This is a genomic window from Chryseobacterium ureilyticum, from assembly GCF_900156735.1.
In the GTDB taxonomy this organism is placed as follows: domain Bacteria; phylum Bacteroidota; class Bacteroidia; order Flavobacteriales; family Weeksellaceae; genus Chryseobacterium; species Chryseobacterium ureilyticum.
Map to the genome: position 1 here is coordinate 178,960 of NZ_FTOL01000004.1, position 13,328 is coordinate 192,287.

8 protein-coding genes are annotated in these 13,328 nt (G+C 36.1%); 7 read left to right on the forward strand and 1 reads right to left on the reverse strand.

All coding sequences use genetic code 11. The annotated features are described in order from the left end of the window. The first annotated feature begins 14 nt into the window (after positions 1 to 14). The gene (locus BW983_RS13420) at positions 15 to 857 is read left to right on the forward strand and encodes a tail fiber domain-containing protein (RefSeq protein ID WP_167369988.1); all 843 of its coding nucleotides are present in this window, start codon (positions 15 to 17) and stop codon (positions 855 to 857) included. Positions 858 to 950: 93 nt separating this feature from the next. Further along, positions 951 to 6,593 (forward strand): hypothetical protein, encoded by a 5,643-nt coding sequence (locus BW983_RS13425; RefSeq protein WP_076552424.1) that lies wholly within the window; start codon positions 951 to 953, stop codon positions 6,591 to 6,593. On the opposite strand, the gene BW983_RS24250 is transcribed toward BW983_RS13425, so the two are convergent. Continuing rightward, positions 6,523 to 7,275 (reverse strand): hypothetical protein, encoded by a 753-nt coding sequence (locus tag BW983_RS24250; RefSeq protein WP_076552425.1) that lies wholly within the window; start codon positions 7,273 to 7,275, stop codon positions 6,523 to 6,525. The genes BW983_RS13425 and BW983_RS24250 overlap by 71 nt on opposite strands. A 261-nt stretch (positions 7,276 to 7,536) precedes the next feature. Here BW983_RS24250 and BW983_RS13435 point away from each other — a divergent pair, with 261 nt between their 5' ends. From BW983_RS13435 to BW983_RS13455, 5 genes are all read left to right on the forward strand, one after another. Continuing rightward, complete coding sequence (locus BW983_RS13435; RefSeq protein ID WP_076552426.1) at positions 7,537 to 7,920, forward strand: hypothetical protein; 384 nt, start codon at positions 7,537 to 7,539, stop codon at positions 7,918 to 7,920. Positions 7,921 to 8,040: 120 nt separating this feature from the next. Continuing rightward, a complete protein-coding gene (locus tag BW983_RS13440) occupies positions 8,041 to 10,851 on the forward strand; it encodes a TonB-dependent receptor (RefSeq protein WP_076552427.1) in 2,811 nt (936 codons plus the stop codon). A 1-nt stretch (position 10,852) separates the two neighbouring features. Next, positions 10,853 to 11,890, forward strand: a complete 1,038-nt coding sequence (locus BW983_RS13445; RefSeq protein WP_084184490.1) for a phytase — start codon at positions 10,853 to 10,855, stop codon at positions 11,888 to 11,890. Positions 11,891 to 12,163: 273 nt separating this feature from the next. Continuing rightward, positions 12,164 to 12,925, forward strand: coding sequence for a hypothetical protein (locus BW983_RS13450; RefSeq protein ID WP_076552428.1), 762 nt, complete (start codon positions 12,164 to 12,166; stop codon positions 12,923 to 12,925). A 37-nt stretch (positions 12,926 to 12,962) separates the two neighbouring features. Further along, the gene (locus BW983_RS13455) at positions 12,963 to 13,244 is read left to right on the forward strand and encodes a hypothetical protein (RefSeq protein WP_076552429.1); all 282 of its coding nucleotides are present in this window, start codon (positions 12,963 to 12,965) and stop codon (positions 13,242 to 13,244) included. Positions 13,245 to 13,328: the final 84 nt, after the last annotated feature.

The following is a 13,328-nucleotide window of genomic DNA, read 5'->3' on the forward strand; positions in this document are numbered from 1 at the left end:
AAAACTCTACTTTCTTGCAGAAAACTCATTCTGCAGTGTTCAGGCTATGCCTAATCGGAAGCACATCTATCAGTTCATTTTTCTACGCTCAAGCAGGCAGAATCGGGATCAATACGCCTGATCCGAAAGCTACTCTAGACATTACAGCCAAAACGGACGGAACGAGACAGGCTGAAGGTCTGATGATTCCCCGCCTTACAGGAGATCAGATCCAAACGATGACGGCAAACATCCAACCCGGAACAGAATCTTTAATGATCTATGCTACTGCTACCCCAGCTTCTCCTACTTCAAAAGTGGCAAAAATTACTCAACCAGGATATTATTTCTGGAATGGAAATAACTGGGAAAGTGTAGGCTTAAATTCTAATCTTTACACCGCCGATGGCTCTATCAACACTCCTTTAGCAGCAAGAAATGTAGATCTTAATGGTAAAAATCTTGTTTTCTCCGGAACTGGAAGTGTTGGAATTGGTACTACTCCATCTGCAACTGCCAAACTGGATGTTGCCGGAACAGTGAAGGCAAGTGCTATAGATTATAATTCTGATGAACGATTAAAACAAAATATCACCGCAATAAAATCTTCCAACGAAATCATCAATAAACTACGACCTGTCTCTTATTTTTGGAATGAAACTGGGAAAAAGAAAGGGGGAAATGCACAGCTTCAATATGGTTTGCTGGCGCAGGAAGTGGAAAAGGTACTTCCAAACATTGTAAGTACAGACAATGATGGGTATAAATCCGTCAACTATAATGAGCTAATTCCTTTATTATTACAAACCGTACAGGAACAAGGAAAAAAAATTGAAGAGTTACAAAAAGAGCTATATCAGTTGAAAAAAACAAAATAATGTCTTGCTGGCAACCTCAGTTCGGGGTTCGTTGTGTTTCGTAAAGGTTGGGATTTTCATCTTAATCTCTTATCAATTTGTAATTCAAATAACATGAAACTTAAATTATACTTCATCCTACTCTTTCTCATCAGTCAGAGTATTTTCGCCCAAAATAATTATTACTGGGTAGGCGGCGCCGGTAGTTGGAGTGACCTGAATCACTGGCGAATAGGCTCAGCATCAGGACAGGCTGCCACGATTATCCCTTCACGGTATGACAATGTTTATATTACTTCAGGGAGTGGCTTTCCTGCCAGTGGAGGTACGCTTGCTATTCCATCATCAGCTACCTGTAAGGATTTTATTATAGACGACTCATTTACGACTAAACTAAGCTTCCCATCAGCAAGTGTTTTTAATGTATATGGAAATCTGAAATGGAAGTCTAATGCCTCTGCATTATATAATATTACCATGAATCTGTTCTCAGACAGTTCTAACCCGACTCCCAACCTGATTGATGTTCCTGATAATATGATTGATCCATCCTATGTAAGTGGCAGCTATCCATCTTATTTCAATCTTAATGGAAACGGAACCTTCAAACTTGTTAAAAACTTTGCCAGTAATGGATTTTTCTTTTTTAACATCAATGAAAATGCTTTTTTAGATACTGATAATAAGAATGTTAATACTATGGTATTTACCCATAGTTCTTCAGCAGCCTCAAATTTCAGATCTTCAACGGTGACTACTACGAGCACAATGACATTAAACTCAGCAGCTAATCTTACCCAAGCTACCATTTCATTTCCTGTTCTGAACATACAGACTACCCAGAATATCAAAAAAATAGTCTTAACTGCTTCTGGCTATTCTCAAATATCAGGAGGTAATCTTCTGACGGTGGATGAAGTAGCAGGAGTAGGTACTGCAGGCGGTAGTTTTACCGGAACTCAGTTTAACTTCAATAAAGTTAATTTATATGCTTGTAGCATTAATGCTAATTTATATAAAGCCAATGATATGGTATTGGGTGATGGAAGTGCTGATCTACAGGGAACCAGATTTGAAGTAAAAAACTTGACTCTCGGGAAGGGAAATAATATCCTTAGAACAACACAGTTTGATATTAATAATCTTACTTTGAATGGTGGACAATACAGCTTCCGACAGACGACTTCCAATCCTTATTTTCAGGTGAACCAAACCCTTATTGCCAATAATTCATGTAACGGAATCATTCCAAAATTTGCAGCTGTAGAACCTACATTACCACTAAACCTGATTCTCCCGGCATCTATTAATGGAAATGGGAAAGCGTCTTTTAATGGTTATAATTTAGCTTCTGTAAGGCTTACAGGAGGAGCTTCTATAACAGCAGGTATAGATGGAGGAACTAATACCGGCAATATTACCTACCCTGGAATCACAGCAAAAACATATTACTGGATAGGCGGTGGTGGTAATTGGAATGATCCGGCACATTGGTCGTTCACATCAGGAGGTCCTTCTGCCAACTGTATTCCTATCATGTATGATGATGTAGTCTTTAATGAAAATTCAGGTTTTACTTCAGGGAATAATATCATTAATAATGGCGGAACAGTTGCTTCAATAAGAAATATGACCTGGAATAATGCTCCAGCCAACCCTGTTTTGAATATCAACACCACTTTGTATGGTAATCTTTATCTACAGAAAGATATGTCTCTTCCTGCGGCGGTTAATTTTATTAAATATAATGCAGGAGATCCGGCAGTCAATCGTTATATGAGTTTTGAAGGTCAGAAAGTCTATCAATTGACTATTTATGGAAATGATAACTTTTATCTCATGCCCTCTAATTCAGGGACTCCTTATGATGTAGAAGTGGGTGGTGTTTTCAATTTTGATAACAATGCTTTGACGAGTAACCTGTATGCTGATGGAAGAAAAATAAAAGCCGGTGAACTTTGGCTTGGGGGTAACAGTGTTAATATAGATAATGCTTTGCTAAGCCAGACTATATTAAATATCTTAACAAAACAGACCATTACCGCACCTAATACCACTGCATACTTCCAAAATTACAACGGACGTTATTATAGCTCTGGAAGTACGAATCATTTTTTTGGTAAAACCTATAAGGAAGGAACCATTACTGGATCTATACAGTATTTGAATACTGAAACTTTTCAAGTGAATAGTGGTGATATCAGATTTTTTGGAATCAATAAGACAAAAAATGCAGTCATTAATGCATCTTCTAATATTACGATGTTTGATGTTACGGCAAAACTGACTATAACTGACAGTTGGCTATTCAATCGTACAGATTGTGATTTGATCCTTAATTTAACAGGTCAGGGTGGAAATAACCTGATCCTGGGAAACAGTATTAATGGTAATGGTTTTGTTGAACTGAACAGGATGAATATTTCAGGAATTAACGCTGGTTATATCACTCCTGTAGCAGGTGCTAAACCCATCAATGCAAACAATTCTATTGACAATGGAAATAATTCCGGAATAAATTTCTTAGCAGCTGCTTCTAAAAACTTTTACTGGAAAGGAGGATATGGAAGCTGGAATGACCTCAGTCATTGGTCTCTAGATCCTTCAAGCGCGAGAACAACAGCAAACTGTGGTCTTCCTACTATCAATGATAATGTTTTCTTTGATCAGCATTCAGGGTTCTTTACCACTGGAATTACAGCTATACAGATGACCAATGATGTTTCAGTAAACGATATTACATTCAGTGGATTAGCTCCCGGAGCAAGATCTTATTTTGCAGGAAATAATAATTACTACAAAATGAATGTTAACGGAAATATGGTGCTACATCCGGGATACTATGATGCCGGATACTTCAGTGGGTTTACGTTTGTTAACATTAATAAACCTGCAGGTACTTTAAAAAATGTAACTCCCAATGGAGCTGCAACTTCTTTAAATTTTTCCGGTGATGCTCAATGGAAAATGAACAGAGGAACGTCACAGTATGATCTTAGTAATAACTCAAATATCTCCCAAGCGGATATTTTAGGTAACATCCTGGATATAAGTGGTACTGTAATGAGTATCTCCAATTTAAATTTAAACGGTTCAAAATTGATAATGGATAATGCTGATCTTACAGTGAACAACAGCTTTGCAATCAATACCAAACAACCCGTTGTAAATACTACTAATAGTGTGATTAAATTATTCAGATCTAGTGGCGGTTCTGATTTTGATATTGCATTCAGTAATCAAAACCATTATTTTGAAAAAATAGAATACACCAATACGACAACTAATACAGATTATATTATTTCTTTTAACTTTCCTGGTGGAGTCATTAATAATTTTATCATCCACTCAGCAATAGCTTCAAGACTTGACAAGGTAAATCCTTCCATTCTTCTCAAAACATCGATGTCTGTCAATAATCTGACTATTGAAAAGAATAACAATGTTTCTTTGGAAGGCAATCTACAGGTAAACCAATCATTGAAAATACTGGGTGATTGTTTAGATCGTATTACTTTAGCATCATCACCCGCTCAGCCGCGAACTTTAACCCTTCCTAATTACAGTACCAATCCATCTAATTACGTAATAGATAAAGTACAGATAAAATCCATCTCTTCTTCTGGTGGACAAACGTATACTGCTACATCAAGTACAGATCTTGGAGGGAATAGTGGAATTAATTTTCAGGATGCAATTCCTTCTGTATCAAGAAATCTTTACTGGATTGGAGGACAGGGATTATGGAGAGATCCTCAACACTGGTCATTAACTTCAGGCGGCATTCCGGTGTCTGCATGTGATATTCCAACTGCAATTGACAATGTATTCTTTGATCAGAATTCAGGGTTTACATCCACTTTGAATAAAATACAGATCAGGGGAGCATATCTTTCAAAAGCCAATAATATCACCTTCAATAATGCAACTAACCAGCCGGTTCTTGATTTTACTACAGATGGCGGGAACCCTTGTTACCTTAGTGTTTATGGAAATCTTACCTTACAAAGTGATGTAAAAGTAGTAGTTCCAATGTCTAGTTTTGGATTGACCCGTAATATCATTATGTTTCCGGGAACTTCTATAGGAAGAACACGATATATTGATACAAAAGGTGCCTTTATTCACCTGAATATTAATGCCCAGGATTATTTTGAACTGAAAAGCCCATATCAGGGAGACATTAATTTTCTGAATGCAGCAGGATTTAAGACCAATAACCATCCTATGACGCTGGTGAATTTCAGCTGGAATCAATCCATCAATAATAATCCGGTTGTAGATCTTGGACAGTCTGTCATTACAGGGACCAGAACTAACAGCGTGGGAACTCCAAACTATTACATGCCTTCCCTTCCTTATTATAATTTTTACAGTCCTTATTTCTTTATCTCTTCTGGCAATAATCCGCTCACTGTAAATGCTGAAACAGCGAAAGCAGATATAGGATATTTTACTACCAATACTCCTACTGGTTTCAATTTTGGAGATTTGACGGTTTGGAAAGACGGAATTGTAAATACAGGAACAAGAGTGTGGAATTTCAACAAAATGACTTTCCTTGGAAGCACCACTGCCAATAGTGTAAGTACATTGAGCTCTTCAGGAAAATACAAAACATTGTATTTCAATCCAGGGTCTTATCAGATAGAAAACAGCCAGACGGTTACTGAGAATTTGTTTATGACAGGAACTCCATGTAACAGAATTTCTGTCATCAAATCAACAGCTGGGCAGAATAATATCAATCTTGATCCTACGGCTACTTACACAATGTTCTATGCGTCTATCAGGGATATGAATTTCTCACGTCCGGTAAGTGCTTTTGGAAACAGTCAGGATCTGGGAAATACAGTCAATCTTTCTATAGTTCCTACAGATGTTCAGGCAGCAGGTTTCGGAGGAAATAAAGTATTATGTGCTTCAGAATTCCCAAAAACCTATGATGCTTCAACGTTATATGGAACAGATCCAAATGCAACTTATACATGGACAAAACTAAATGTTCCTAATGCAGGAGTAATAAGCACTGGTCCCCTAGTTACATTTACACAACCAGGCGATTACAGAGTGAGCGTTACCTACAGCCAGGACGGATGTAATATAACAGAGAATTTTACAATTTCTTCGGTTGCACTACCGGTAGACAGCAGTACATCTTCAGCAACAAGTGTTGTAAAGCAACCATCAGGAGATGTACAGGTAAAATTTAAAGGTTCTCTAGCTCAAAACTATATTTTCACATACAGTGTGAATGGAGGTCCTGATCAAAATATTACTTCCGCAGCTAATGGTGAAGCTATTATTCTTCATCCAAAAGACCAGATTGGAACATTTGTTTATCGTCTGAAAAACATCTTGTTTGCCACAGGAAAATCTTGTCCGGCTGAAATTAATAATAAAGAAATTTCAGTGAATGTAAACCCTGACTGCCCTACTCCAGGTGTCATGATGCTGATGGATAATGTACTAAGAGGCTGTACCGCATCTACGGGAGCAAGACGTTTGACAGAGCTTATGCCTACCATTATATCCAACCCTCCGACGGATATAGGAGTAACCAGACTTATTTCAGGAACGGGAATTGTAGTAAAGGAGAATAATGATGTATTTATGATTCGAAATACCAATGCTTTACCTGAAATCCTTACACTACCAAGCAATAAACCACATATTCAGGGAGCCATTATTTACCATAACGATCATTTCTATGAAGGTATAGAAAACGGTAAATGGATCCGAATAGACAATGACTAGGTGATTTGCACTTTATAAAAACAGACTGACGATGCCGCATTGGATTTATTTCAATGCGGTTTTTTATTGGGAGAAACTTTCTATATATTTTATTTTCATCAAAAAAAGCCCTGATCATTTTTGAACTTTCAACAGGTGTTCTCAAATGAACAAAATTCCCAGCTTCATCTATTGTAAAGTGTCCTTTAAAAGCAGCCGGCATTCTCTCATATTGTTCATTTACCTGTTGTAATATATCCTTGAGACAAGCATAATTATATTTTTCAATTAAGAACGGAAATGCATTCTTCCCTTTTAACAGCTCATATTCCTGATAGTTATAAGGCGTTGTCTGCTCACGTTTCGCCAGGGTAATTTTAAACTTGCTGATCAGTTTCTCAATACTCTTTTTATCTGAAAACTGAGTGAGTTCACGTAATGCATACACTTTCATATCCAGATACCTTTCTTTTTTAAAAGCAAGTTCAAAAAATGAATGAAGCTTAGGATCATTTTGATCATAAAGAAGCTTTAAAATCTTATTCCGATAGTCAATTTGCTTCGTTGTTGTATAAATTTTAATTAGACTGTCAACATTTTCAGGACTGACATCTTTACTTTCAAGACTAAACAAAGCATTTCTAAAGTCTGGATGTTTCTCTTTTGCGTTTTCGTCTGATAAAATTTCCGGAAATTGGCTCATATCCTGATTACTATTAGTGTTGGTTGTTTTCTTGATGCAATTTGGGGAAATAATTTAAAAACAACCTTACAAAAGCTTATAATTTTAGGTTTCAGCTAAAGCTCATTCCTATTGATTTGGATGTACACATGTAAAGATTTCTTACAACAGACATAAACCTATAAGGCTTTTACAATAAATATTTTCTCAGAAAACTGTTTACAAATGTTATCGTTTTTTCCTAAAACATGAATGTAATTTTGTCCTTATAATAATAAACCTATGAAACATTTTATCCAACAGCTTTTCCGTGATGTATTAGAAAATCCTGTATTTGACCAGTTATTGATAGAAAAGTATTTCTCAAAAGAATACCTTCAATTGGTAGATCACCAACAGTTAAATTATGAAGAGTTTATTTTACATATAAAAAAGCTCAAAGAAAAGGTCGCTAAACAAAATATAGAAATCCTCAGCTATGCTGAAAACAAAAATATTATTTTCACTAAACATATTGCAAAATCAGTTTTAAAAGATGGCAGTATTGTTCGCCATAAAGTATTGGCAGAGTTTACCATTGAAGATGAGAAGGTTATAAAATGTGATGAATTAACCTTATTGATTGAAGGAAATATAACAGCAAAAGACCTCGGTTCTGAAATTTAATCTGCTATTGATGTTTTCGTTCATGTATTAACAAATCTTAAAACAATGTTAATTTTTACTTCAAACCTTTTTCCAAACAGTCGTTTAATTTTGTTAAGATTTTAATCTAATCAAAAGAAAGTGAAGAAAATTTTTACATCTGTTTTATTTTGTGCTTCTCTATTTTTCTATGCACAAACCGGTACTCTCTCCGGAAACATCAATGACGACACCAGAATAGCCCTGCCAGGAGCTAAAATCTCCCTGAGCCCAGGAAACATCTATACAACTTCCGATGACCACGGAAATTTTGTTTTCCTGAATGTTCCTCCCGGGAACTACACCATGAAAATTGATTATCTCGGCTATGGAACGCATGAATACAATGTAATTGTAGAACCTGAGAAGAACACAAGGCAAAACATTGTTTTTGATAAAAAAGAAAATAGTATTGCTGAAATTGTGGTTTCAGGAGCTACTTTAAAAAATCAGGCGAGAGCTTTGAACAAGCAGAAAAACAATTCCAATATCACCAATGTAATTTCCTCAGACCAAATAGGACGTTTCCCCGATGCCAATATCGGAGATGCTTTGAAAAGAGTTCCGGGAGTTACCATACAAAATGATCAGGGGGAAGCGAGAAATCTTATCATCAGAGGACTTGCTCCCAACTTGAATTCTGTGACTCTGAATGGTGACAGAATTCCTTCAGCTGAAGGAGACAACCGTAATGTTCAGATGGATCTTATTCCTTCTGACATGATTTCAACCATTGAGGTGAATAAAACTCTGACGCCGGATATGGATGCAGACGCCATCGGAGGTTCTGTAAACCTTATTACAAGGGCTTCTCCTAACGGGCAGAGAATTTCGGCAACACTTGCAGGAGGCTATAACCCGATCCGTGAAAAGGGAAATTATACAGCCGGATTTGTCTATGGAAACCGTTTTTTAGATAAAAAACTGGGTGCTGTATTCAGTTTTTCTTATAACAACAATAATTTTGGCTCAGATAATATAGAACCTGTATGGAGCCAGGCTAATGATGCTGCGAAAACAGTTTATATAAGTAAAATGGGCGTTCGCCATTATAACGAGCATCGTATCAGGCATAGTTTTGATTTGAATATGGATTATGAATTCAATTCCAGAAATAAAATCTATGCTTCAGCCATGTACAACTTCAGAAATGACAAAGAAAATCGTTTTGCGCTGGGATATAAAATAAAGCCTGTTTATAATACTGATGAATCTGAAATCACAGGCTGGAAAGGCAGTATTACAAGGCAAAACAAAGGCGGAGATGCTGATAATGATAATACCCGACTTGAAAAACAAAAGGTTCAGAATTATGCTTTAAGAGGAGAACATTTATTAGGTTCTAAAGTAGATCTTGACTGGTCTATGAATTATGCTATAGCAAGCGAAGATAAACCTCATCAGCGTTATATAGAGTTTGAAAACAGTAAAATGACTTTCTCTCCGGACCTTAGCGACCCGAGAAAACCAATAATCAATCTTCTTGCAACGGATAATTTAGGAAGCTATAAACTAAGTGATCTTTCGGATGCCAACAGTTTTACACAGGAAAAAGAATTTGGAGCTAAAGTAAATATACGTTTTCCTTTCTCTGTGATTGAAGACCAAAAAGGAAGACTTCGTACTGGTTTCCGTATGCGTTTAAAAGAAAAGGAAAGAGATAATGATTTTTATGCTTTCGAGCCTATCAATAATATGGGAAGTCTACTCTCTGTGCCTACAGTGAATCTTGACGGAAAGAATTTCCAGGCACGAAACTATGTTCCGGGAGCATTTGTAGATCCTGCATATTTAGGAGGTCTTGATTTATTTAATTCAGGTTTATTTAAAGGAAAATCGAAGCCATCAAAATTCCTTTCCAATAATTATAGTGCAAAAGAGCAGATCTATGCAGGATATATCCGTTGGGACCAGGATTTCAATGATAAGTTATCCATGATTGTGGGAGCGAGAATTGAATCTACCACCATTGATTATACAGGAAATTATGTTTTGAATGAAAGTGACCTTGTTGGAAAAATCAACAATACCAATACCTATACAAACGTACTTCCAAATGTATCTTTTAAGTATGTTCCGGTTCAGGATCTGGTACTTCGTGCAGCATTTACAACAGCTCTTGCCCGTCCGAATTACTATTCACTGGTTCCTTATCTTAATGTAATTTCTGAAGACGAGGTTATTTCAGCAGGAAACCCGAATTTGAAAGCTACTTATGCTTATAATTTTGATTTTATGGCTGAAAAGTACTTTAAATCTGTAGGTATTCTTTCAGGAGGTATTTTTTATAAAAACTTAAAAGACTTTATTTATACTTTCTCAAGAAGAAACTATACCGCCAATGACTTTGCCAATGATTTTGCAGGGCAATCCAACCCTATTCCGACGGGTGAAAGCAACTGGAAATTTATGCAGCAACGTAATGGAGACAATGTAGATATTTACGGATTTGAAGTAGCTTTACAAAGGCAATTGGACTTTATTCCTGGAGCTTTTTGGAAGGGACTTGGAGTTTATGTAAATTATACTTACACTCATTCTAAAGCTAAGGGAATCACCAATGAAGAAGGTATTGAGAGAACAGATGTGGGTTTCCCGGGAGCTGCTCCTCATATGTTCAACGGATCGCTTTCTTGGGAAAACAAACGTTTTTCAGCAAGGGTTTCTATGAATTACGCCTCTCATTATATTGATGAACTGGGTGGGAAATCCTTTGACGACCGTTATTACGACAAACAATTCTTCCTGGATGCGAATGCTTCCTATAAAATCACAAAACAGCTTAGAATCTTCGCAGAAGCCAATAATCTGACGAATCAGCCGTTAAGATATTATCAGGGAATTCAAAGCAGAACTGCACAGGCAGAGTATTACAGACCAAGATTTACCCTAGGGGTAAAATTCGATTTTTAACATGAAAAAGATAACATATTATATCACAGCACTTGCAGCTTTTCCTTTGGTGATCAGCTGTACAGGGCAGAAACAAATAGGACAAAAATTAAAACCAACCGTTATTACCGAAACAGTAGCTCATGATACCGATGATCCGGCAATATGGATCAATCCGGCAGATGCTTCCAAAAGTATTATCATCGGGACAGACAAGGATACTGATGGCGGATTGTATGCTTTTGATCTTAATGGTAAAATTATACACAAAGTTTCAGGACTTCAACGTCCTAATAATGTAGACATCGAGTATGGTTTTACTTTAAATGGAAAGAAAACAGATATTGCAGCAGTTACAGAACGCGAAACCAATAAAGTAAAGCTTTATTCTCTTCCTGAACTGAAAGAGGTTGGGGAAATTTCTGTATTCGAAGGTGAAACAGAACGTGGACCGATGGGAGTTTCGATGTATAAAAATCCTCAGACAGGAGAAATTTTTGTCATTGCAGGAAGAAAATCAGGACCTAAAGACGGTTATCTTTGGCAATATAAGCTCTCTGAAAAAAACGGGAGCATTACAGGAGAAGTTGTTCGTAAATTTGGGAAATACAGCGGCTTAAAAGAGATTGAAAGTATTGCTGTGGACGATGAAAAAGGATATATTTATTATTCGGATGAACAGTTTGGAGTGCACCAATATTATGCAGATCCGGCAAAAGGAAATGAGGAACTTTTGGTTTTCGGACAAGGCGATTTCAAATCTGATGTGGAAGGAATTTCTATCTATCCTACTTCAGAAAATACGGGATATATTTTGGTTTCCAATCAGCAGAATGATACATTTAATGTTTATTTAAGGGAAAATCCGGCAAAAGGCAGAATTGCTGAAATACCGGTTTCAACGCTTGAAAGTGATGGTTCAGAAGTAACAAACGTTAATTTGGGACCAAAATTTCCTAAAGGTGTGTTTGTGGCAATGAGTAATGGCAGAGTTTTCCATTTGTATGACTGGAGGATGATTGAAGACAGAATTCAAGAGGCTTTAAAAGCTACAAAATAATATTTTTTTAACCATTAAGATTTAATAAGGCTTTAAGGAAAATTAAGAGGCGCTTCGCTGTAAGAAGGATGCTTATTTAAAATCGTAAGATTTTTACCTTAATTTTTCTTACTTTCTAAAACAATATTAATGGTTTATTTTTTATCATACAATAAACTCTCTCTTCTCCTCAGACTTGCATAAACTCTTGGATTTTCCTTTAATTAATTTGTATTTTTGAAGAACAGCAAAATGTTGTAACACTAATTCATTTAAAAAATTAATTTCGATTCCATGAGTGAACTGATTAAACTTTTTCCAGCTTATGAAGATGTATTCTATGACGACCTGGAAAATCACAAAAAATACTTTCTTCCAATTTGTTCTTTTAATCTCAAACTTATTGACCCTTCAAAAAATGAATGGCTTCATATTGTTTCTGTAAAGGAAATTTATGATGGCTGTGTGGGAGAAGAACGTGAAGAATATCATACTCAGTTTACTAAAGCTGATATGCTGGGGTTTGATATCATTGATGGTAAATATAAATTCGATGCAGATTGGAACTACTTCCAGACCTCTACTGAAATTAAACCAGATCAATATAATGAAGCGTTTTCTGATCTCGATATTGAATATAATATGAATGAAGCCATGTACGAGCTGAAAAAAGCTTATTACAACAAACATGGTAAACTGTATGACAAATATTCTTACAGACCCGGACTTACTGTGGATGATATTCGTAGACTTGAAAGACTTCGCCAGTTAACCGTTGAAGATCTGGAGAAAGATGAACATTCTGATTATATGATTGAAAGGGCTAAAAATAAACTGTATGGAATATTTGAGGAGCTTAATACTGAGAAAAACAGTCTTGAAGACAGTAATTTTGGCGGAGAAAATCTTACCAACAAACCTTATCTGAACGAAAAATTATTAGATTATATTGCTAGTATTGAAGGTTATGATTTTCAAGAAAATGCGGCTGATCAGATTTTTTTATTCCATGATGATTCGATTAAAAAGGCAGTGATTTGCTTTGAATACACCTAAGAGCCATAAAATATTCATTCTTCTTTAGCTTTAAAACATGTCAAAAAAATATACTGAATGTTCTTTACATGGAAAACAGGAAATAGGTCTTCTGTGTACTCATCTTGCTCATAGTTTATTAGATCGGATTCCTGTGGGTTTTCATGAGTTTGATCCGGGAGATCTTGGACGACCTGATGCCTGGTGTGATCTGTGTCATGCTGCAGAGCAGCAGATTGAAACGGAGAAAGATGAGGAGGAATGGTTTACCAATTGTGATTATAAAATACTTTGTGTAGCATGTTGGGATGAAGCAAAAGACATGAATAGAAAAATTTAATAAAAACACTTATACTTTTCTTAAACGCAAAGTACAGAAAGAAAAAGAATAAAATGTTTTTTTTCGCTCGCTACGGCACTTCGT